The 22691-nt window shown below is 55.3% G+C and carries 21 protein-coding genes; 7 read left to right on the top strand and 14 right to left on the bottom strand.

Annotated elements, in window-relative coordinates; genetic code table 11:
* Position 1 precedes the first annotated feature (1 nt).
* Complete coding sequence (locus K1V27_RS17855; protein ID WP_258931418.1) at positions 2-916, top strand: general secretion pathway protein GspB; 915 nt, start codon at positions 2-4, stop codon at positions 914-916.
* A gap of 74 nt (positions 917-990) precedes the next feature.
* On the opposite strand, the gene pgi is transcribed toward K1V27_RS17855, so the two are convergent.
* Positions 991-2628, bottom strand: coding sequence for a glucose-6-phosphate isomerase (pgi, locus tag K1V27_RS17850; RefSeq protein ID WP_258931417.1), 1638 nt, complete (start codon positions 2626-2628; stop codon positions 991-993).
* Positions 2629-2880: 252 nt separating this feature from the next.
* On the opposite strand from pgi, the gene K1V27_RS17845 reads away from it, so the two are divergent.
* Positions 2881-4560: a right-handed parallel beta-helix repeat-containing protein gene (locus K1V27_RS17845; protein WP_258931416.1), complete on the top strand. Its 1680-nt coding sequence runs from the start codon at positions 2881-2883 to the stop codon at positions 4558-4560.
* A 502-nt stretch (positions 4561-5062) separates the two neighbouring features.
* Here K1V27_RS17845 and K1V27_RS17840 read toward each other — a convergent pair.
* The 3 genes from K1V27_RS17840 to K1V27_RS17830 form a co-directional block, all read right to left on the bottom strand.
* A complete protein-coding gene (locus tag K1V27_RS17840) occupies positions 5063-7144 on the bottom strand; it encodes an ATP-binding protein (RefSeq protein ID WP_258931415.1) in 2082 nt (693 codons plus the stop codon).
* 23 nt (positions 7145-7167) lie between these two features.
* A complete protein-coding gene (locus tag K1V27_RS17835) occupies positions 7168-8871 on the bottom strand; it encodes an IS1634 family transposase (protein WP_258931414.1) in 1704 nt (567 codons plus the stop codon).
* A 96-nt stretch (positions 8872-8967) separates the two neighbouring features.
* Positions 8968-10320 (bottom strand): response regulator, encoded by a 1353-nt coding sequence (locus K1V27_RS17830; RefSeq protein ID WP_258931413.1) that lies wholly within the window; start codon positions 10318-10320, stop codon positions 8968-8970.
* Positions 10321-10735: 415 nt separating this feature from the next.
* On the opposite strand from K1V27_RS17830, the gene K1V27_RS17825 reads away from it, so the two are divergent.
* The 3 genes from K1V27_RS17825 (at position 10736) to K1V27_RS17815 (ending at position 12074) form a co-directional block, all read left to right on the top strand.
* A complete protein-coding gene (locus tag K1V27_RS17825) occupies positions 10736-10939 on the top strand; it encodes a rubredoxin (RefSeq protein ID WP_309574025.1) in 204 nt (67 codons plus the stop codon).
* A gap of 30 nt (positions 10940-10969) precedes the next feature.
* Positions 10970-11152, top strand: a complete 183-nt coding sequence (locus K1V27_RS17820) for a hypothetical protein (RefSeq protein WP_258931412.1) — start codon at positions 10970-10972, stop codon at positions 11150-11152.
* Between the two features lie 190 nt (positions 11153-11342).
* Entirely contained in the window at positions 11343-12074 is a 732-nt protein-coding gene (locus tag K1V27_RS17815; protein ID WP_258931411.1) for a lipid-binding SYLF domain-containing protein, read from the top strand.
* 166 nt (positions 12075-12240) lie between these two features.
* On the opposite strand, the gene K1V27_RS17810 is transcribed toward K1V27_RS17815, so the two are convergent.
* The 8 genes from K1V27_RS17810 to K1V27_RS17775 all read right to left on the bottom strand — a co-directional run bounded on the left by K1V27_RS17810 (position 12241) and on the right by K1V27_RS17775 (position 19617).
* The gene (locus K1V27_RS17810; RefSeq protein WP_258931410.1) at positions 12241-12948 is read right to left on the bottom strand and encodes an ABC transporter ATP-binding protein; all 708 of its coding nucleotides are present in this window, start codon (positions 12946-12948) and stop codon (positions 12241-12243) included.
* Positions 12941-13708, bottom strand: coding sequence for an ABC transporter ATP-binding protein (locus K1V27_RS17805; protein ID WP_258931409.1), 768 nt, complete (start codon positions 13706-13708; stop codon positions 12941-12943). Before K1V27_RS17805 ends, K1V27_RS17810 begins: the two co-directional genes overlap by 8 nt.
* Positions 13701-14645, bottom strand: coding sequence for a branched-chain amino acid ABC transporter permease (locus tag K1V27_RS17800; protein ID WP_258931408.1), 945 nt, complete (start codon positions 14643-14645; stop codon positions 13701-13703). Before K1V27_RS17800 ends, K1V27_RS17805 begins: the two co-directional genes overlap by 8 nt.
* Positions 14638-15510 carry a branched-chain amino acid ABC transporter permease gene (locus K1V27_RS17795; RefSeq protein WP_258931407.1) on the bottom strand — a complete coding sequence of 291 codons (873 nt, stop codon included), beginning with the start codon at positions 15508-15510 and terminating at the stop codon, positions 14638-14640. The genes K1V27_RS17800 and K1V27_RS17795 overlap by 8 nt, the downstream gene beginning before the upstream one ends.
* A 10-nt stretch (positions 15511-15520) precedes the next feature.
* The gene (locus K1V27_RS17790; protein ID WP_258931406.1) at positions 15521-16693 is read right to left on the bottom strand and encodes an ABC transporter substrate-binding protein; all 1173 of its coding nucleotides are present in this window, start codon (positions 16691-16693) and stop codon (positions 15521-15523) included.
* Between the two features lie 195 nt (positions 16694-16888).
* Complete coding sequence (gene trpA / locus K1V27_RS17785) at positions 16889-17650, bottom strand: tryptophan synthase subunit alpha (RefSeq protein WP_258931405.1); 762 nt, start codon at positions 17648-17650, stop codon at positions 16889-16891.
* Positions 17643-18869 (bottom strand): tryptophan synthase subunit beta, encoded by a 1227-nt coding sequence (trpB, locus tag K1V27_RS17780; RefSeq protein WP_258931404.1) that lies wholly within the window; start codon positions 18867-18869, stop codon positions 17643-17645. Before trpB ends, trpA begins: the two co-directional genes overlap by 8 nt.
* A complete protein-coding gene (locus K1V27_RS17775) occupies positions 18862-19617 on the bottom strand; it encodes a GntR family transcriptional regulator (RefSeq protein ID WP_258931403.1) in 756 nt (251 codons plus the stop codon). Before K1V27_RS17775 ends, trpB begins: the two co-directional genes overlap by 8 nt.
* Before the next feature lie 153 nt (positions 19618-19770).
* On the opposite strand from K1V27_RS17775, the gene K1V27_RS17770 reads away from it, so the two are divergent.
* Complete coding sequence (locus K1V27_RS17770) at positions 19771-20238, top strand: MarR family winged helix-turn-helix transcriptional regulator (RefSeq protein ID WP_258931402.1); 468 nt, start codon at positions 19771-19773, stop codon at positions 20236-20238.
* A 58-nt stretch (positions 20239-20296) separates the two neighbouring features.
* The gene (locus K1V27_RS17765; protein WP_258931401.1) at positions 20297-21088 is read left to right on the top strand and encodes a DUF169 domain-containing protein; all 792 of its coding nucleotides are present in this window, start codon (positions 20297-20299) and stop codon (positions 21086-21088) included.
* A gap of 378 nt (positions 21089-21466) precedes the next feature.
* Here the strand turns inward: K1V27_RS17765 and K1V27_RS17760 are convergent, their stop codons facing one another.
* Positions 21467-22033 carry an IS630 family transposase gene (locus K1V27_RS17760; protein WP_258931400.1) on the bottom strand — a complete coding sequence of 189 codons (567 nt, stop codon included), beginning with the start codon at positions 22031-22033 and terminating at the stop codon, positions 21467-21469.
* Positions 22030-22554 (bottom strand): helix-turn-helix domain-containing protein, encoded by a 525-nt coding sequence (locus K1V27_RS17755; protein ID WP_258931399.1) that lies wholly within the window; start codon positions 22552-22554, stop codon positions 22030-22032. The genes K1V27_RS17760 and K1V27_RS17755 overlap by 4 nt, the downstream gene beginning before the upstream one ends.
* Positions 22555-22691: the final 137 nt, after the last annotated feature.

Below are 22691 nucleotides of genomic sequence, written 5' to 3'. Positions count from 1 at the left end.
CATGTCGTACATTCTGGATGCGCTCAAGAAATCGGATCAGGAACGCAACCGCGGTGCCGCTCCTGGATTGCAGACCGTTCATGCCACCCCGCAACCTGCGTCCAGCAGGCGACCGTGGTGGATTGGTCTGCTGTTGTTTGCCCTGCTTTTGAATGCGGGATTGATTCTTTACTGGCTGCGGCCCTGGTCGGCAGCCACCCCGGACCTGCGCGCGGCCCGACAGGAAAAAGCCGGGGAAAACCGTAAAGAGACTTTGGCCAAAGTCATTCCGGCCGATGAGAACGGCGTGCCCGCAGCGGCAGTGTCGAAACCGCACGTGACACCGCAGTCTTCGCCCGGGACAGCGATGGAAACCCATTCCCCCCGGGTGGAGCCCGACCGCACGGACATTGCCCCGGCCGCTGAAAGGCGAGATCCTCGGCCTGCTCAAAGCAAAGTCGCAAAGAAACCTGTGACCGCAAAGACCGTCGATGCGCCGATGCCAACCCAGCCGGCCAAACCACTGGAGCAGGCCAAATCTGCCCATGCCCCCAGTACAGAGAAGCGTGCGGCCGGCAATGCAATGTCCGTTGAGAAGCTCGCCGAGCTCAATTCGCAAATGATCGAGAAGGCTTTGATGATAAGAGACGGAACAGCCGAACGCGGCAGCGCTCAGCCCAAAGCGGCACCCGCCCTGGAAAAGCCTCAGGTGCCGGGCTTGAAGGATCTGCCGAGGGCAATCCAAAAGGAAATGCCGAAATTGGAGCTCTCTTTTCTGGTCTTTTCCCAGCAGCCGAAAGATCGGATGGTCAGCATCAACGGCCAAATGACCCGGGAAGGACAAGAAGTAGCGCCCGGATTGAAACTGGAAGAAATCACGCCGGACGGGGCGATCTTCAGCTACAAGGAGCATCGCTTCAAAAAGGGGGTTTTCTGACTTAATTATTTGAAGCTACGATTCATCCTGGCGGCTTCGAAACCGCAAAAAGTTTGGGTCACGGCGCTTAATCCCTAATCCCTGCACCAGCGGCGGTACTTGCTGATCAAAGCATTGGTCGAGCTGTCATGGGCAAGCTGTGGGGTCTCTTTCGCATCGAGCTCCGGCACGATGCGCCTGGCAAGCACCTTGCCCAACTCGACACCCCATTGATCGAAAGAATTGACATTCCAAACAGCTCCCTGGACAAACACCTTGTGCTCATAGAGAGCCACCAGTTCTCCCAGGAGCCGGGGGGTAAGCTTCACGGCCAGCAGCGAATTGCTGGGGTGGTTGCCGTCCATGACCCGGTGAGGCACCTGGAAGTCGGGTACCCCTTCAGATTCCACTTCCTCCCGGGTTTTGCCGAAGGCAAGCGCCTCTGTCTGGGCGAAAAAATTGGACATGAGCAGGTTATGGTGGTTCCCCAGCGGGTTGTTGGACTGCGCAAACCCTATGAAGTCACAGGGGATGAGCTTGGTTCCCTGGTGAATGAGCTGATAAAAGGCGTGTTGCCCGTTGGTTCCAGGCTGCCCCCAAATGATTGGACCGGTCTGATAGGCCCCGATACGATTCCCGTTTCGGTCCACCGACTTGCCGTTGCTTTCCATATCCAATTGCTGCAGATAAGCCGGCAGAAGTGCCAGATACTCATTGTAGGGCAGCACCGCATGCGTCTGGGCCCCATAAAAATTATTATACCAGATTCCGATCAAGGCCAGCAAAACGGGAATATTCTGCTCGAAGGGTGCCGTCCTGAAGTGCTCGTCCATGGAGCGGAAACCCGCCAGCATTTCATCGAAACGGTCTGCGCCGACGGCAATCATGAGCGCCAGTCCTATGGCGGAATCGTAGGAATAGCGACCTCCCACCCAATCCCAAAATTCGAACATGTTGTCCCGGTCAATTCCAAATTTTTCAACTTCCCGATCGTTCGTCGATACGGCAACGAAATGCCTGCGTACCGCTGCTTTGTCACCCACAGCATCGAGCAGCCAGCGGCGCGCAGAGTGGGCGTTGGTCAGAGTCTCGAGGGTGGTGAAGGTCTTGGAGCATATGACGAACAATGTCTCCTCGGGATTGCAGTCGGACACAGCTTCCACAAAATCAGTGGCATCGATGTTCGACACAAACCGACAGTGGATGTGCTTGTGTCTGTAGGACTTGAGCGCCTCATAAGCCATGGCCGGCCCCAGATCCGAACCGCCGATGCCCACGTTGATGACATTTGTTATCCTCTTGCCCGTAAAGCCTTTCCACTCGCCCGACCGAACGCGGCTGGAAAACGTGCGCATTTTTTCAAGAACCCTGTGTACCTCGGGCACAACATTGACCCCGTCCACTTCAATCCGCTCGCTCCCGGGCGCACGTAAAGCGGTGTGCAGAACCGCCCGACCCTCGGTGATGTTGATTTTCTTACCGGTAAACATGTCTTCCGTCTGCTGTCGCAGGTTCACGGCCTCGGCCAGTTTGATCAGCAGTTTGAGCGTTGCTTCGCTCATGCGGTTCTTGGAGTAGTCCAGGTAGAGATCGCACGCTTCCACAGCCATCTTTTCACCACGCCGCGGATCTGCGGCAAAGTAATCCCTGAGATGAACGTTTCTCGTCTCCTCATAATGCTTCTGCAGAGCTTTCCATTCGTCTCTTTGGGTGAGAGGTTTCTGATCAGTCATATGTCGGCTCCTTTGCAAGTGACCGGGTTGTTCCCATGAGAATACCCAATCGGGGAGTCAGAAGCCAGAATAAAGTCCCCCGCGGTCCAGGCCTGCACGCACGAGCAGTCAAAATCACACCGCGAGGGGCAAACCTGATTTGCCTTTTGTTAACAGACGGCAGCATATGATATGTCTTGTAAAAGGGAGAAACCGGGTGACCTTCTTGCTTTTTACAAATTGTGATGCAGGAAGCTAAGGGAGGATTCGACGATGAAAAAATCTCGGGTTTTCTGGGGTTGGCTGGCGGTTGCCATGATTTTGAACTGTACGGCTCGACACGCCATGGGCGAAACCTTCAACGTGTCAACGGTTCAGCAGTTAAGAACGGCACTCAACGAAGCTGCGGCCAATGATGAGGATGACCTCATCAATATCTCCACAGGGACGTACCATGTGGACGTCACACTCACCTACCATTCCGGCGGGGTTCATTCCCTGACCATTGTCGGGGCCGGCATCGGCAGCACCAGGCTGGATGGCGGAAGCGCCCGGCAAATACTCACCCTGGCCACATCACAATCAGGCGCTCAACTTCTACTGCGCGGCATCACCTTTCAAAACGGCACGACCGCACTCAGTGGAGGTGCCCTGCAAGCTGCCACCAGCGCCGCTTCCATCACCATTGAAAATTGCGAGTTCAACGACAATGCCGCCACCGCCAACGACAGCATCGGCGGCGGCGTAAATCTCGGCTCCGACAGCGGCCCCATATGGGTCACTTCCTGTGCGTTTCGGCGCAACGCTTGCAACGGCAATGTCGGGGGGCTCTACGTCGGAACCGTCACCGGCGGCATCCATCTGACCCGCTCCCTGTTTCAACAAAATCAGGTGGTCAACTCCGGGGGCTACGATTACTACGGCGACGGCGGCGGAGCAATGCTCTATGGCCATGCAACCTGTCACATCACGGTGCGGCACAACACCTTCGAAAGCAATACCGCGTCCGGTGGCAGCAATCCGGACGGCGGAGGAATCATGACCTATCAGATGGGGGCGGCTTGCGAGGTGACCATGGAGGACAACACCTTCACCAATAATCAGGCAGGGCTGGGCGGGGGCGGCTGCATTGTGCGGATCAACAACAGCGGCTCTGCGGCCTTCCACAGAAATAGTTTTTCCGGCAACTCCACCCTGGTGGGCAGCGGCGCAGGCAGCCTGATCTACATCGACAGCGGGACGCTCAATTGTACCGAAAACAGCTACGGCAACAACCATTCCGCTGAGGATGGAGGGGGAGCGTCGCTCACCTTGCTCGTCGGAACGGCCGTCATCTCGGGCAACAACTACCGAGCCAATGAGGCGGCGAACAACGGAGGGGGGCTGATGGTCATGACGGAGTCAGCAAGCACAAGTTTCACCAGAAATACCTTTTCCGTCAACACCGCTGGAAATGTGGGGGGAGGTCTTTCCTACGCCACGACCAACGGCACACTGCTCTGTACCAACAATACCCACTATGCCAACTCGGCATCGACAGACGGGGGCGGGATGTATCTCTATTTCGACCAAAGCACCGCTCAGACAACCCTCAAAAACAATATCCTGTGGCACGACCAGCCAAACGAGCTCAATTATTCTTACGGATCGGGCGCTGGCCCTCTTGCCATGACCTACTCGGATGCCGAAGGCGGTTCCGCCGAGCCGTGGTTCGGAACGGGCTGCATAGCGGTCGATCCGCGCTTTGCCAATCCGGCCGCCGGTGATTTCAATCTGTCCTGGCCCAATTATCCAATCGCCGATGCCGGCAAATCACCCTGCATCGACAGCGGTGATCCGGCATCCCCCAGGGACCCGGACGGCACACGCGTCGACATGGGAGCCCGCTATTTCAGACAAGCCAATCCCGCCGATCTTGACCCGTCGTCCATCATGATGTTGCTGCTGCTGTGACAAAGGAAACGGCCAGAGCAGTGCAACCATGGTCTCCAGAAGCCGGCCGGGCAGCGCAATCGACATGCCCTCAAACGGTAAGAGATCGCAGCAACTGTCCTTCTCCAGAGCGTAGAGCGCAGGTTGGGGTAATCGTGCACCGCAAAGACGCGGAGGGCACAGAGACACGCAAAGAATCCTCCCTAAGGGGCGCAACCTTTGCGAACCTTGGCGTTCTTTGCGCCTTCGTGGTTCATAAAAAGCTGTATGGTGAACGGTTACAGGTTGGGTAGAGCGCAGCAAAACCCGACAACCACCCCAGTCCGGCCAGCCCATATTGGATTTCGTCACGCGCTATGCGTGACTCCACGCAACCTGCGGAATGCGGCCACTTGATTGTGTGGGACTGTATCAAGCGAAGTGCAAGATGAGGCCAAGAAGGAGCTCAAAAGCTGTTCATGCCGTCAAACAGCGAGGGGGGAAAGGATGATACGCGGCAGTGTTCGCACCGGCATCGCTCTTGTCAATGCTGGCTCCTGTCCAGTGTTTCTCTCACCTTAGCCGCCAAATCCTTTTTCAGAAACGGCTTCTGGATGAAATGCACACCCTCTTCCAGTACCCCTCTGTGGGCGATGGTACTGGCACTGTAGCCGGACATGAACAAGATCTTGACACTGGGATAAATGGCATGAAGCCGTTCGGCCAGCACACGACCGTTCATTTCGGGCATCACCAGGTCGGTCACCAGCAGATGAATTTCGCCCTGGCAGTCGTCGGCCAGGCGCAGGGCCGCGCTGGGAGTGTTGGCCGTCAGCACGGTGTAGCCAAGCTGTTCAAGCATTTTCCTCGCCATTGTCAGAATCGACCGTTCGTCCTCCACCAACAGAACAGTTTCGCTTCCCCGCGCATAGGAGTCCGCCGCGTCTTCCGTGGTCATCTGTTCCATTGCGGCCTTATGCCGGGGCAAGTAAATCTTGAATGTCGACCCTTGCCCCGGCTCGCTGTAAACATTGACGAAGCCATTGTTCTGTTTGACGATGCCGTAGACCGTGGCAAGTCCAAGTCCGGTGCCCTCTCCCACTCCTTTAGTGGTGAAAAAGGGCTCAAAAAGGTGTTCCTGCGTCTCCTCGTCCATGCCGCAACCGTCGTCGCTGACGGTCAGCAGCACATAGTCACCCGGAACACAATCGGCGTAGTCGGCGCAATAGTCCTGGTCAAAATGTCTGGTGCCCGTTTCAATGATGATTTTACCTGCGCTTTTGATGGCATCCCGGGCATTCACACAGAGGTTGGCGAGGATCTGATCGATCTGTGACGGGTCGACATTGATCGGCCACAGATCCCGACCCGGCATCCAGGCGAGATCGATATCCTCGCCTATGAGGCGCCGCAGCATCTTCAGGCTGCCTTCCACGACGTCGTTTAAATCGAGCACTCTTGGGGCAATCGTCTGCTTGCGGGCAAAGGCCAGCAGTTGCCGGGTGAGATCGGCCGAGCGCCTGCTGGCCGTGTAGATCTCCTTGAGGTATTCGCGCAGGGGATCATTGGAGTCCATCCTGGCCAGGGCCATTTCGGTATATCCCATGATGACACTGAGCATGTTGTTGAAGTCGTGGGCCACCCCTCCGGCCAGGCGGCCCACGGATTCCATCTTCTGCGCCTGGTGCAGTTGGGCTTCGAGGGATTGGCGCTTCCTTTCCGATTCACTGTGGGCGGATTCCATTTTCAGAGAATAGAGAGCGTGAGCCAGGTGTTGCGCCATTTCGGCAAAAAGACTGCGTACCTCCTCCTCCACACTCAAACAATGGTCCGGGGCGGCAACAAAATGACCCAGGACGGTTCTCTCGTGGATCAGCTCAACGCAGAGGGACCTCGTATCAGCGCAGTTCACTGCAATGGGACAAGTGCGGCAAAGACCTTGCCGGTCATCAATCAGCAGCACCTCCCCGTTGCACTCGGCACTGAAACAGGGCGGCAGCTCACCACCTCCAAGCAAGGCCTTCAACGACTCCGAGGTCGAGGCAATTCCCGACGCAGCCCAGGACAGGGGCAGACCGCTTTCGTCCGTCAGCACGATGAGGGCGGAATCATAGCCCCGATTGTCCACCAGCAGTCGGCAGCATTCCCGCATCAAGACGGCCGGGTCGCGCTCACGCACGATCAACTGATCCACATCGCGGATTGATCGCAGAATACGGTTCAGATGCTCGATGCGCTGTTCGGCCCGCTTGCGCTCGCTGAGATCACGCACAATCATGCTGGTTCTTCGCTGTCCGTCCTCCACGGTAAATACCGTGGAGGTAATTTCAGCGGGGAATCTACTCTGATCCGCACGGATCATGGTGATCTCCGCGTGGGCTTTGCCGGTCCGCGCCCGTTCTTCCAGTACCCTGACTAAACGCGGGTCGGTGACATCCACCAGACCACTACGACCAATCCTTCGTATTTCTTCGGCACTCCATCCAAACATTTTGCAGGCCGCCGGGTTGGCCTCAAGGATTGAGCCATCCGGCACGGTCAGAAAAATGGCATCCAGCGAGTTGTCGAACTTACATTCCGCAGTTGTGCCGGTGATGAATGGGTAATTATGAACTGCGCCAGCCATGTTACCTCTGAAGGGCGTCATCGTTATCCTGTCGATATATGAGAGCGAGCCGGTTGAGTGAAAATGGTGCTGGTCACCCCCAGTGCCAGAAGGTACTTCTCCTGGACGTGTGAAAGACGTCCGTTGAGAGTCCTTTGGCGTCGAATCTTTATGACGCGAATGTTGTCGAACTTTGTTGTCATCATGAAGGTGGTTGGCCGTTCTGTGGGTTTGTTGTCCCAGCCGGGGATGGTCGTCTGTTGTTTTTCCAGATGGGTGCGCATGTTGAACTCTATGAGGCGCCAGAGCAGGAGGGAGATCACGAGGATCAGCCCCAGGGCTTCGATGCGCTCGGGTTTTTTGAGGAAGACCGAGTTGATGACTACGGGATCTTTGAGGAAACTGAAGTTGTGCTCGATGCCATTCTGATCCTTGTAGGCCTGAAGGATCTTTTTGCCATCGTAAAGGATGTCGCTGTTGGGTGGTCCCTCGACCGGGACGTTGGTAATCAGGACAAAACATCCAGCCTGTTCGCGTATCGTGTTGACGGCCTCAGGCTTTTGCGTAACGGTACCAGTGATGGCATAGCGCATTTGTTTTACGGTTCGTGTGCCATCGGCCTTTGGCCTTCCTCTGGCATAGAGAGGCTTCTCTTCCATGGCGAACTGGAGGTCGTGAAGACGAAGGTTTTCCGTTTGAAGTCTGGCCATTGCTGCCTGGGCGTCCGCCATGCAGAAATAGAAGGTCTTTTCGATCTGTGCGAGTTTTTTAGACCATGCGGAATACTCTGCCTTGACCTCACGATTCAGTCGTTTTTGTCTGCGTCGGTCATGAGCGCTGGAATGTACGACGACGGCTCGGTAAGTTTGCCCGTAGAGGGTCGCGCTGGTCTCAAAACCCCGGTAATGGACGCCGGGACGGTTTCGGGTGGGCGCGGTTGCGGCAAGAATGCCGTAATCCTGCCAGGACTGGCTCTCAACGGCGTGCTCGATCAAGCGTTGATGTTCGCCGAAGGTGGCCGGTAGACGAGAGATAAAATGGGTTTTATCTCCCATCAGGCGCAGGTTTTCTTCAGTAACGAGAGCGCTATCGGCAATGTAGATGGAAGCAGCCGGGTCAATACCTACGTCGGCCAGTTTCTTGGAGATTTCGGTGAGCAAGCCATTGTTGAGCTTCTTGTCTGAAGCGTTGCCGTCTTCGAGCTTGGAGAAAATGGGAACATTACCGCCCGTGCAAAGCAATGAAACCACAAACTGGTTGAGATCCGGCCGGTGATCCTTGCTGTGTCCCTTAGTGATCTTGATGGTACTGGGCACGTCCGGAGTCATTGAGTTGTATTGCCCGAAGACATTCACACTGGTGGTGTCGAAGTGAATGTGTTGCGAGGGAACATCGAAGGAGCGCAAAGCATTTATCACAATCGCTGAAAAGAGACGGGATGTGTTGGCCTTGTACAGTTGATCCAGACCTCGGCCGAAATTGTCGTCTGTGAGCTTTTCAATATCAACAGAGCGACCTAGAAGCAGCTCAATATCCTTGTTCCGGTAGAAGCTGTCTATGCGGTAAAGCGGGTGTCGGCCCGAGACGGCATCCAGCACCATGGCCAATACCAGGGTTCCCGGATCGATATTCATTTTGGTTGGCACCAGCCGGTTGATCGTGCTCACCAGGTCGATCCGATCGGCATAGGCTTTGATGATAGGAAGGTGGTAAACGTCATAGACTTCGATCTCCCGGGGTTCGATCATCCTGTCTCCTCTGCGGTTGAATAGTCGAATGCAGACTTCCAATCGCATTCATACAGGAGTGATCCCTGAATGTCCAGGGGTCTATGCACAACAAATTCATCTATTTAATGAGTGGTAACTGCGGAATGTAAGGTCGAAGATGGAACGGTACTGGATTTCACTCTTGCGCAGGGACTCCTGCGCCAGCTTACGTTCGGTAATGTCGCGTGCCAGGCAGACAAATTTTTGATCCGAAGCAATCCAGGTGGCGGACATTTCCAAGTCAAACAGACTGCCGTCCCTGCGTTGGTGACGTGTTTCGAAACGGTCTGCCCCATCAGTCTGAATGCGCGTGATGCGGCGAGCGACGTCAGCTGGAGTTTCATCCGCGTCCAGGTCGGAGATCGCAAGCTGCAAAATTTCTTCCCTGCTATAGCCCGACATGCGACAGTATGCCTCATTGACATCGGTCAACTTCCCCTCGGCATCGAGCTCCAGGAAGCCGTCCTGCATGGTCGCGAGCATGGCGCTCAGATAGCGCTCCCGTTGGCGCAGTTCAACTTCGATCCGTCGTTGCTCGCTGATGTCGCGAATGACTCCTTGTATCGCTACAGCGGTTCCCTTTTCATCCCGCACGAAGGATACATTGATGGCCACCCAAACAAGGCTGCCATCTGCCCGGTGCTGTTGCACCTGGATCAATCGCGAACGGCTCTTGTGGCAGTCCGGCTCCCGTTCCTTTTCCAGTTCCTCGGCCAGAACCTCGCGAATGGACCTCAGGGAATCGCCGGGAAACCTTTCCTCCAGTGTCCTCTGAAGATGCGCCTCCGCAGGTTCTCCCAACAAACGTTCGACGGATGGGCTGACGTAGATTGTCTTCAGGTCGAGGTCGGCAATCCAGACTACGTCCGAAATGTTTTCGGTGATCCTGCGATACTTTTCTTCACTTGCTCGAAGCGCTTTTTCCACGGCCAGGCGCGTCTGGATTTCCTGTTCCGCCTGAAACATTTTTTGTTCCAGCTTCCTCACCAATCGCTCGTTGTACAGCTTGAGCATCTCCTCCTGCTGCAACGGTTCGCCAAATGCATGAGCGCTGTTCGGCATGGCGGCGGTCATCACCTCCTCGACCACCGCCATGAAGACATCAGGCTCACAGGGCTTCAGAAGAAACCGGTCGGCACCGAGTTTCAGAGCGAACGCTTCATCCTTTGGACTGGTGTAGGTGGCCGTGTAAATAATGAACGGAATGGCGCGCAGGCTGTCGTCGCCTTTGACCCTGCGGCACAGCTGAAACCCGTCCATGACCGGCATGAGGATGTCGCTGACGATCAGATCGATCCCGCCTGCCTGCAGTATTTCGAGGGCGTCGGCCCCGTTGGCCGCCGCCTGCACCTGGTGACCATTGCCCATCAGAAGGGCTTCAAGCAGGTAGAGATTTTCCGGCTTGTCATCGACGATCAGAACTCTCATCTCCGTTCCTCCGGTTATTCTTGGGGGCCTGTGTGAAAATTGGCGGATCACCTCGGTTGCACATGCCGGCCAGCCACTGCCGAGGCGGCAGACGTCCAGCGGGCACGCGCTGTTCTGCATGCCGCCTTGCCTCGCAATGACGATGCGATACCTTCGCACACAGACGCATGATTCTGAACTGTCAGGCTCGGTCAATCTCCCGGCTATCGAAATTCTGAAAAGTTCTTCCATTATATTGATCGCTCAAAGAAAAACATAGAAAAAGCTGCAGGTGACAATGATATCGAGGATTGATTCCTGAGCAATTGGTATTAGGTTGATGTCGGTAGAAAATTCATTGGAGCCCATTTTCTTCAGCGCAATGATTCAAAAATGGGCGTGAGCGTGCGGTCATTCACACTGAGGAGCAAACACGATGGCAAAACCAGAAGACATGTACCAGTGTCAGACGACCAACTGCGGCTGTTTGTATGATCCCGATCGGGGCGATCGCAGAGGCAAGGTAGCGAAGGGTACCCATTTTGCAGATCTGCCCGAGGATTGGAAATGTCCCGTATGTGGGGCCGGCAAGAAAATGTTTCGTCCGGTTCGCGGTCCCGGTTCGGCGGTCGAGGATTGAAATCGGCGGTTGGTTGGAAAGGAATCACTCATGGCAAGAGAACACATCGAAGCCGGCACGGAAGTCAAGGCGGGTGTATACCGTTGTAATGCCTGCGCCAACCAGCACGAATGTTGCCGGGAAGGAGAAAAGCTGCCCCGCTGTCAGGTATGTGACAGCATCTCGTGGAGAACCCTGCGACTCGCCAGACAATCCGGCAAGGAAGCAGAATAAAACTGTCTTCAGCGGCATGCAAAAGAGGCGGGGCCATTGGGCTTTCCTGCCTCATTTCACCCAGCGACGGACTTGCACTTCCCTTGAATTTAATGCAATAGTGCTCCATGTGCGTTGGCACAAGACTTGAGTAAACGTACTTTGAGGCAAAACAGTGGAGCAGCAGTGCAGAACCAGGAAGGGAGAGACAGTGAAATTCGCCACACAGCACCCATATAAGATTCGACGCATCGCCATCGTTATGCTGCTGGTATTGATCAGCACCTTCACGAGTGCTCGGGCCATCGCCGACGACGCCAGGGAAGCGGCGCAGTTGGTCCAGAGAGCGCGCATGACCCTGGCAAACTTCATGGCATCACCCGATATGGAGGCCTTTCGGCAGCTCATGAAAAGCGCCCGAGGAATTTACATTTCGCCGCAGGTTTTGAAGGGGGCTTTCCTGATCGGAGTGTCGGGGGGCAGTGGAGTATTCCTGGCATTCGATTCGAAAACCGGACAGTGGAGCGAACCGGCCTTTTACACCATGGGCGAACTGAGCCTGGGCCTCCAGGCCGGGGGCATAGCCTCAGAGATCATTTTGCTGGCAATGACCGACCGGGGTGTGAAAGCCTTTCTTTCTAACAACCTGAAACTGGGTGTGGATGCCGGTATTGCCGCAGGGCCTGTGGGCATCGGAGCGGAGGCCGCAACCGCCAATCTGAGCGCCGACATCATCAGCTATTCCCGCTCCAAGGGACTGTTCGCCGGCATTTCCCTGGAAGGTGCCGTCATTGCGACGCGCAACAGTTGGAATCACGCATACTATGGGAAGCCCGCGACCGCGACCGACATCCTTATCATACACAATGTTTCCAATTCCATGTCGGACGATCTGGTCAACGATGTCCGCCAGGCATCTCTCGGCCGGCAGCCCCAGCAGTGAAATTCGAAACGATCGCGCTAACAGTCTCTTATCCATTCCGCCGTCAATCTTCGCTTCGGTGGTGCCAGGATTCCACAACTTTGGAGAAATCCGCTACCGTCGATCGAGCATTGTATTGCCGATCCAGGCTTTCTTGATCGCAGGCTTTATACACGCGCATCCGTTGTCATACCCCAAGATACTCGCGGAGCACTTCCGGGTGGGCGGCCAACTCATGAGAACCCCCACTCCACACTACCCTGCCCTTCTCCACGATATAATGTCTGTCGGCAATCCGCATCAACACTTCGACACTCTTGTCGATGATCAGAATGGATAAGCCCGACTCCTTAAGACAGTTGAGGCAGCGCCAGATTTCCCGCCGCACCAGGGGCGCCAGCCCTTCGGTGGCTTCATCCAGGATCAGCAGTCGCGGGTTGGTCATGAGCGCGCGGCCGATGGCAACCATTTGTTGCTCGCCACCGGACAACTGCGAACCCAGATGATTCTGCCTGTGGCGAAGAATGGGGAATAATTCCATTACCCGATCGATGGTCCATGCATCATGGGCGGCACCGTGGTGGTTGCGGGCGGCTGTAGCAACGAGGTTTTCGCGCACCGTCAGCGTGGGAAAAACCTGGCGATCTTCGGGCGCAAGACTTACCCCTGACTGGGCAATACGAAACGGCGGAGCCCGTGTGATATCAATACCATCCAGGTATACGGCACCGGCTCGAGCTGGGGTTAGTCCCATGATAGAGCGTACCGTAGTCGTTTTTCCCATGCCGTTGCGCCCCAGTAGACTCACCATTTCGCCGGCGTGCACTGCGAAGTTCATGCCGAAAAGAATCTGGCTGCCGCCGTAAAAGGTTTGTATCTCCCGTACCTCAAGCATAGTTCAGCGCGCTCCCCTCGTCACCGAGATAAGCCTTGCGAACTGCCGCATCCGAACGAATTTGATCTACACTGCCGGTAGCGATCACGCGGCCGTAGACCAGTACCGTCACGCGATCTGCAAGAGTGAAAACCGCATCCATGTCATGCTCTACCAAGAGCACCGTGTTTTCTCCCTTGAGGCCGCGCAGTGTGGCAATCATCCTTTCCGACTCCTCGGCTCCCATCCCCGCCATCGGCTCATCCAGCAGCAGCAGTTTGGGCCTGGTGGCAAGTGCCATGGCGATCTCCAACTGCCGCTGCTCGCCGTGGGAAAGATGGCCTGCCCTCACCTGGGCCCGCTGCTCCAGGCCCACCCGCTGCAGCACTTTCCAGGCCGCCTCGCGTACAGCGGAATACCCTCGGGCATCCCGCCAGAAGCGGAAACTGTGACCATTACCGGCTTGAACAGCCAATGCGACGTTGTCCACAGCCGAAAACCCGGGAAAGATACTGGTAATCTGGTAAGACCTGGCAATCCCCAGCCGGGACCGCTTGTGAACCGGAAGCAGGCTGATGTCTTGTCCCATGAATTCAATGAGGCCCGCATCCGGTTTCAGCTCTCCGGCAAGTTGGGCAAGCAGAGTGGTCTTACCGGCACCGTTGGGACCGATGACGGCATGAATTTCTCCACGTACGATGGACAGGTCGATCTGAGTGCTGACCATCATGGCGCCGAAAGATTTATTCAACCGTCGTACTTCAAGAAGCGTTTCAGCCACTTTGTTTTGTTCCCGCAAGCAAACCGTAAATGCCATGCCGGGCAAACAGCACCACCACAATCAGCAGAGGCCCCAAGACAATCATCCAGTGTTCCGTGTAACCGGAGAGGACCTCTTCGGTCAGCAGCAGGCAAAGAGCCCCAAGCATAGGCCCGACCAAGCTTCCCATGCCGCCCAGGATGACCATGATCAAGATGTCTCCGGAACGTGTCCAGTGCAGAAAGGAGGGGCTGACGTAAAGGGTCTGATTGGCGATCAAAGCCCCGGCCAGTCCGGCAACGGCAGCGGAAATTATGAAGCACACCAACTTGTAGCGGTAGGTGGCAAAACCCAGAGAACGCATGCGCCGCTCGTTGTCCCGAATGCCCTGAATGACCATACCAAAGCGCGACTGCATCAGGCGCAAGGCGACAAACAGGATGAGCACCATGATGCCGAACACCAGATAGTAAAAGGTGGTGTGCCGGTTGATATCGATCAACCCGGCAAAAGTGTTGCGCGCCACCATGGGCATCCCATCGCTCCCGCCATAGACGTCCAGGCTGAAGAAAAAGTAATAGAGCATCTGCGCGAAGGCGAGAGTGATCATGATAAAATAGACTCCGCCGGTTCGCAAGCTGACAGCGCCGATGACCGCCGCCAGCAGCACACTCACCAGGATCGCCGCAGGCCAGGCAAGGAAAGCGCTCGCCACCCCGAACCGCGCGAGAATGCCCACGGTGTAGGCGCCCAATCCGAAAAAAGCGGCATGGCCGAAGCTGACCATCCCTCCGTAACCAAGAATAATGTCGAGGCTCAACGCCACCATGGCATAGATCATGATACGGGTGAAAAGCCTCAGGTAAAACAAGTCGCCGAATAAGGGGACAAACGCCAGGAGGACCACAACACTGAGCAGGATGAGTTGTTGCAGGCGAGGAAACTTGAGCTTAGCCATAAGCCGGAAACAAACCCTGAGGACGCCAGCACAGCACCCCTGCCATGAGGACATAGATGACCATTGATGCCAGAGCCGGGGGTAGCAGCACCCGGCCGAAGGTATCGGCCAGTCCGACCAGCATCGACGCAATCAAAGCGCCGCGAATGGAGCCGATCCCGCCGATTACGATGACCACAAAGGTGAGAATGATGATGGACTCCCCCATCCCGACTTCTACCGACAGGATCGGTCCGGCCATGATTCCGGCAAGTCCCGCCAAAGCCGCCCCCAGTCCGAAAACGACCGTATACAGCAGTTGGATGTTAACGCCCAGAGCACCGACCATCTCACGGTTGGTGGCTCCCGCCCGAATCAACATACCCAGCCGCGTGCGGGAGACGATCAGATAGAGCAGCAGGGCCACCGCCAGCCCGACCCCGATGATGACCAGTCTAAAGATGGGGTAGCTCACTCCGGGCAGGATGGAGAAATACCCTGAAAACAGCTCAGGGACCGCCATGAAGTAGGCTTGCGGCCCCCAAACGATGCGCACCAGCTCGTTGAAAAACAAAATGAGGGCAAAGGTGGCGAGCACCTGGTCGAGATGATCCCGTTTGTAGAGTCTGCGCAGGGCCGTCACTTCGACCAGCATGCCCAGCATGGTCGTCAGGGGAATGGCCAGGAGTACGGCGAGCAGAAAAGAACCCGTACGCTGCTGAACGGTGGCAGCCAGATAAGCGCCCATCATATACAGGGAACCGTGGGCCAGGTTGATCAAATTCATCACCCCGAACACCAGCGTCAATCCGGCAGCCATCAAGAAAAGCATGACACCCAGCTGCAGGCCGTTGAGGCCCTGGATGAAAATCAACAGAGGATCCACACAAGCTCCGCTATTTCATTGGGCACTGCGCGGCATACGCGTCCGCATGGTCTTCGAATGCGACTCCGAGAAGCTTGTTGGTTAGAACCCCATCCTCGTTTTCGACCACTTCACGAATGTAAAAATCTTGAATGGGAAAGTGGTTGTGGTTGAACTTGAACTCGCCGCGCACCGATTGAAAATCGGCCTTCCTGAAGGCCTCACGCAGTTTGTCCTGATCCTTCAGGTCGCCATTGACGGCGCGCACGGCACTGTCGATGAGCAGCGCCGCATCATACCCCTGCGCTGCAAAAAGGGATGGAATACGCTGGTAGGTTGCTTTGAAATCGGCCACAAACTTCTCGTTGGCCGGGTTCTTCAGGTCCGGGCTCCAAAAGCTCGAATTCTTGAGACCCAAAGCAGCATCGCCCATCGCCTGCAAAACCGACTGGTCCAGGGTGAATGCCGTGGTGTACAGGGGAATTTCCTCTTTCAACCCGGATTGAGCATACTGCTTGACGAAATTGATGCCCATGCCGCCCGGATAGAAGACAAAAACCGCTTCCGGCTTGGCCGCACGCAATTGCGTCAACTCCGCCGCATAATCCGGCTGGTTGATCTTGGTGTACACTTCGCCCACTATTTCGCCCTTGAAATAGCGCTTGACACCCGCCAGGCCATCTTTCCCCGCCTGGTAGTTGGGAGCCATCAGATACAGGGTTTTCACCCCCTGATCCTGAAGGTATTTGCCCATGGCTTCGTGGGTCTGATCATTTTGCCAGGAAACGGCAAAAAAATTGGGTAGACATCCTTCGCCGGCGAGCGGAGACGGACCGGCGTTGCCGCTGATGAGAAACAGCCCCGCATCCGTGATGGGTCCAGCCACCGCCATCATGACGTTGGAAAACACAATTCCGGTGACAATATCGACTTTGTCCTTTTCCATCATGCGGCTGGCGACCTGGACTCCGACATCCGGCTTGAGCTGATCGTCCCCCACCACCAACTCGACCGGCAGGCCGCCCAACTGGTCGCCGCAATGCTTGATGCCCAGCTTGAACCCGTCGAGAATATCCGTGCCAAGACTCGCCGCGGGACCCGACATGGTGGCGATATACCCGACTTTGAGCTGCTCGGCCCCATGCGCCGAAGCTCCCCATCCCAACAACAAAACAGCCGCCAATACAACAAAACGTCTTCGCATCGTCTCAACCCTCCAGAGGTTAATTGTCACTTGGGCCCGTGAAAACTCGCTGAATTCGTCATCCCGGCGTAATACCGCCAAAAGGAAAGGGGACCCGAAAGTCCTGAAAAATCTGCTTGCCGGTCGCCCCGCCGACTTTCCCCGGGGATGACCCTGCAAAGCTTCTGCAAACGGCTCGCCCGCCGCTGGAACCCGCTACCTTATATCGGCAATGAATTCGCCGACCGCCTCGATGCCCTGTTGCTCCATAACGCGAATAGTCTGGGTCCCGATCACGGCGATATCCGCCTTGCCCCGCAGGAAGTCAATATCCGCCTTCCCCTGGACACCGAAGCCGAGAGCCAGCGGCAGAGCGGTGGCCTTCCGGCAGCGATCCATGTAGCCCTTCAGTTGATCGGAAAAACTCGTATCGGCACCCGTCACCCCTTTTCTTGCCACACAATAGACAAATCCTCTGGCAAAGTTTGCCAGATAGCTCATGCGCTCATCCGCGGTGGTGGGAGAAAAAATGAAAATGGGTGCAAGTCCGTGCTCCTCCATGGAGCGAAGATATTCCTCGCCTTCTTCCGGCGGAAGATCGGGCACGATGGCTCCCTGCAAACCTTGTTGGGCCATATCGGCAGCGAATCGATGCACTCCGTACTTATAGAGAATGTTGAAGTAGGTCATGAACAGGAAGGGAATATCGAAGTCCCGAGCCACTTTTCCGCCGAAATCGAAACACTTTTGCACCGTGGCTCCTGACGCCAGCGCCCTCTGGTTGGCATGCAGGATCACCGGTCCGTCGGCGATGGGCTCGGAAAAGGGGATCTGCAGCTCCATGAGATCCACCCCCGCTGCCACCATCGCCTCCACCATCCGGTAAGAATCTTCAAATGAGGGATACCCCAAAACAATATGGGTCATGAGAAGAATATCTCGTTCTTTCAGCCGCTTGCGCAGGTATGATTCAAGCACGGTATTTCTCCGCTTTCTGTTTGATAAACTCTTGCCACTTGGGATCGGCGAATGCATCGGCGACGGTGAAAATGTCCTTGTCCCCTCTCCCCGATTGATTGATGATGAGGATGTCGTCCCTGGACAGGTACGGCGCCTCTTTGAAGGCTTGCACGAAGGCGTGAGCCGATTCCAGCGCGGGTATCAATCCCTCCTTGCGGATGGTCAGGGCAAGGGCATCAACCACTTCCCGGTCCGTTGCCGCTTCAAACCGTACGCGCCCATTTTCCTTGAGGTGGGAAAGGATAGGTGATACGCCCACATAGTCCAGCCCTGCCGCCACGCTGTGAGTTTCGCGCATCTGCCCGTCGGAGTCCTGGAGAAAATAGGTTTTATAGCCTTGGGCAACCCCCACACTGGCGTCTTTGGAGCAAAGCCTGGAGGCGTGTTGGCCCGAATCGAGACCTTTGCCGCCGGCTTCAACGCCGACCAGTTCCACCGGATCGTTCATGAATCCGCTGAACATGCCCATGGCGTTCGATCCGCCCCCCACACAGGCATAGACGCGCGCCGGCAGCTTTCCCGCACGTTCCAGGATCTGACTGCGGGCCTCTTTGCCGATGATGGACTGAAAATAGGAGACCATCTCCGGAAACGGGTGCGGCCCGCAGGCAGTGCCCAATACATAGTGAGTGCTGTCCATGTTGGACACCCAGTCACGGAAGGCTTCGTTGATGGCATCCTTCAGGATTCTGGTGCCTTCCCGCACCGGCACCACCTCCGCCCCCAGCCGTTCCATCCAGAACACATTGGGGCGCTGCCGTTCCACGTCAACCTCTCCCATGTAGATGGTACAGTCAAAACCGAACTTGGCCGCCATCGTAGCGGTTGCCACGCCATGCTGGCCGGCGCCCGTTTCAGCAATGACACGCGTCTTCCCCATGCGTTTGACCAGGAGCCCCTGCCCCATCACGTTGTTGGCCTTATGCGCCCCGGTATGGTTCAGGTCTTCCCGCTTGACGTAGATACGCGCACCACCAAAGTGCTGCGTGAGATTCTCCGCGAAGGTCAACGGAGTCGGCCTGCATGAGTAAGTGGACATGACCTCGACGTATTGTTGCCAGAAGACGGGGTCGTTTTTGGCCTGGTAGAAGGTCTCGACCAGTTCGTCAAAAGTGGCTACCAGGATCTCGGGTAGATAAGCACCTCCAAATCCGGCGTAATAGCCTCGATTAATCATCGGCAATTCCTCTGATGGTTTGGGAAAACACAAATTGGTCGGTTCTGCAGTACAGCTCTGAAAACACGGCATTTTTCGCCTGATTGAAGTGCAGGAAACGCTTTACCAGCAAGATGGGGGTGGCGGCTGTGACGGCCAGTTGCTCCGCCTCTTTCCCGTCCAGGTAGCCGATTCTGAAATTTTGCTTGCCGCCGGTGGGTCGCAGGTAATAGCGCTCCTCTACGACTCTCGAGAGCGACAGACCGGTGAGATCGATGTCATCAATTCCAGCAAAAACAACCGGGTGCAGGTAGATGACTTCGAGCAGCACCGGCTTTCCACCGACGCGGCTCAGTCGCGAAAGAAAGTAAGCTTCGTCCCCCGAAAAAGGGTTTTCCGGATCATGATCGATCTTTTTCAGTTGGGTTTGGCGAAGGATGTGCGTATCGAGGGATATGCCCCTCTTATGAAACGAGGAAATGGTGCCGGCCAAGGAGAACAGATCCACTTCGTTCTCCTCGGCCCGCACAAATGTTCCCGCACCCCTCTTTCGGACCAGGATACGTTTGCGCACCAACAGGTCCGTCGCCTGCCGGGCGGTCGGCCGCCCAATGTTGTATGTTTCGGCCAGCTTATGTTCAGACGGAATGCGGCAACCGACGGGGTATTCTCCCGTTCGAATCTTGCCGAGCAGCACATCCGCCAGCTGGTGATAGAGGGGCAGCGGTGAATCGGGGTTGAGCACGGTTGTTGTTTTTGCATTTGCCATAGTGGAAGCCACGGTAAACGGTGATTGGTTAAGTTGTCAAGACAAATTTTCCGGGAGCCCCAAAGATGCGCAAAAGAATTTGACAAAGGGTCACAAAAGTGTATATGCACATATATGAAAGCCACAACCGGCGAATCGATTGTGAGGATTCCGATGCCACCCGACAGCCCGTCTACCCTGGATAAACACCGATGTATGGAAATCGGGCGTACATGCGCCTGCTACAATTTGCGTAAGGCGGCGCGTGCCATCACCAAATTCTACGATGATTTTCTGCGGCCGTCCGGACTCAGGACCACTCAATTTTCCCTGCTCATGACCGCCAAAATTCGCGGCCCCATCACCGTCACCCAGTTAGCCGATCTGGCCATTCTGGACCGCACCACCATGAGCCGCAATCTGACAATTCTTGAAAAGAACGGGCTGGTGATCATCGAGACCGGACAGGACAGACGCGAGAGGTGGGTGAGCCTCACCGAACGAGGTGAAGCCAAAGTGGCGCAGGTCATACCCCTTTGGGAAAGGGCTCAGAAACGAGTCATGCAGGGACTGGGAGAAGAGCGCATGAGAGACTTGTTGAAAGCTGCATCGGAGCTGGTTTTTCTGGCGCGGTCGCAATGATGTTTTTGTCACAGCGCACACCATAAAATCTAACCCTTTCGGACTGGGAGGACACAGCATGAGTGCAACGAATTTCAAGGAAGCGGCAGAGTTCATTCACAATGATTTGCGCTTGAAGACCTTTCCGGTGGCGGCAAAATTTTTGAAAAGCGCAGCCGATTTTCCGGAAAAGACGCGCCAGCCCTCGAAGGTACTGGGCAAGAAGGTCGCTTTGTGCCAGGCGGTCACCATGGCGCGCAATTACGGCTGGACGGTAGGCCTCACCCGCGAGGATGTGATCTGTGTTCCGGCCGCCGTCATGTTCGGACTGAGCGATTCCGAAAACCCGCCGGAAACCCTTACCCGCTTGTTTTGTGAGGTCAATTTTTCGCGCGACGAAGAGGCTGCAAAGCGCGAAACGCAATCCATGAACTGGCTGCAAAAGGGAGAATTCCCGGCCCTGGTTGTGAGCCCTCTGCAACGGGCATCCTTTGAGCCGGATACCGTTGTTGTTTATGGCAACGCCGCACAGATCATGCGTTTGACCCAAGCCTGGTCGTATATGACGGGCGAGCGGGTCTCCGGCCATTTCGGCGGCAAGGTGGAGTGTGATGAATACTTGATCGGACCCTTTAGGAAGCAAGCTCCCTGCGTGGTCAATCCCGGCAATGGGGAACGCATCTTTGCCGGTACGCAGGATGACGAGATGGTCTTTGCATTACCCGGCAAAGCCGTGCCCGGTTTGATTCAGGGGCTGCAAGAAGTCGGCAAAGCCATGGGGGTTCGCTACCCGGTTACGCCCTATCTGAATTTTCAACCCGATTTTCCCAAGGCCCATAAAGCCTTGGGAAAGGAAGTGGGGATCGCTTAGCCTGTTTCCGCACCGGCGGGTCGCCTGCCGCCCGCAAGACGCGGTGCGGCAGGATCCCGCCGCAGGTCTTCGATCAACTCACGCTGCTCCGCTTCCACACACCGGCGCCGTTTCACCTCTCCCTTCAGTTCTTCATTCAGGGGCCGTTCTTCCCTGAAGGAAAAGTACTCTTTGCGTTGAGCACGGGAATACCTGATCAGATATTAGGCAAGGCGGGACGGGAAAGGCCCGGCAGCCGTGATGATTCCGCCTCGAAAATTTACATGCTCTCCTCTTGACTTTGAAGACGGTTGATAGGAGCCTGTTTGAGATGCCCGAGGGGCGACGGTTCATCCGGGTAAGGTATACCGGAGCAACTTTGGTTTTTCCTGGCACATTTTATGCTTTGCTAGTGGCTATGATTTGGAACTTTTCCACCATTAAGGTTCTTAACTCATCAATATATTGGCCCACATTGTTTAGGAACCTGAATACTTTTGCCCGAAAGACCTTGTATTTTGGCTCATAGGTATTTTTGACCAACTTTTCTTTGGCAAATCCCCAGAAGCGCTCGATCAAGTTTAGATTTGGAGCATAAGGAGGCAAGAACACAACGTGAAGCCGCAGATTCTGTTTCAACCAATCGGTGACGATTTGTGCTTTGAAATACTTAGCGTTGTCAAGGAAAAGGATAATTTTTGGGGCCTGCTTGTATGCTCTTGTGATCATCTCAAAGTATTCAATCACGCGGTTCGCGTCGCAGTTTTGTTCTCCCGTTATATGATCGAATTCATGGCTGTCGGGATTGTAAGCTCCAAGAATATTAAGCCGTTGTCGCCCGGTGTTGGTCTTAAAAATGGGCCGTGCTTTGGGATCAGCCCAACATAGCCGGGGTATATTTTGGTGAACTAGATGCATCCCATCTCCAAAAAGAAAGACCGTTCCAGGCTCACTATTGGACTTCATGTCGAAGTACTCGGCAATTTTTTTTCCTGTTCTTCTTCGCTCGGAGGATTGCCGGGTATCACCTTCGGGCGAATCAGCTTTATGCCGTGTTTGTGCAGAAGCTTCCTGATGGCCTCCGTCGTGTACTTGATCGCAAATTGTTCGATGATGTGGGCTCTGATTTGTTTTAGGTGAATCGGATTTGTAGACCGAACCCAGTTGAGTAACTGCTGTATTTGTTCGTCGCTCAGATAGGGCTGCTTAGGTTTGTATTGGAATGAATTAAGGCAGTCGATTCCTTTGCTGAGATATTGATGATGCCAATTCTCGATCGTTTTCATCGCCACTCCGGTTATCGCGGCGACATCCTTCAGCGCAATGCCTTTGGCAAGCATAAGCAGGGCAATGAAGCGCATTTTGAGACGAGCATCTTGCTGTGTGTCTCGGTATTGTTCCAAGCGAATTACTTCTTCCTCGCTGAATTGGTAACTCGATACATCCATGCTGACCTCACTGTTGTTAGGGTTAGTCGTCTGTAGCATGGGTGTACCATCAAAAAGATAATTTGTCCAGAGTGTGTAATATTTTAATTTTTCTATGTTTTTTCTTTATATTGCCAGATCGGCCATTTTTTTGCTCAGAAAAACCAAAGTTGTTTGAGTATAGAAAGCAAGCGTAT

This window comes from Desulfoferrobacter suflitae (genome assembly GCF_022603395.1).
Taxonomy (GTDB): Bacteria; Desulfobacterota; Syntrophobacteria; order Syntrophobacterales; family Syntrophobacteraceae; genus Desulfoferrobacter; species Desulfoferrobacter suflitae.
Note: the sequence above shows the minus strand (reverse complement) of the source record. Positions and strands in the feature narration are given on the sequence as shown.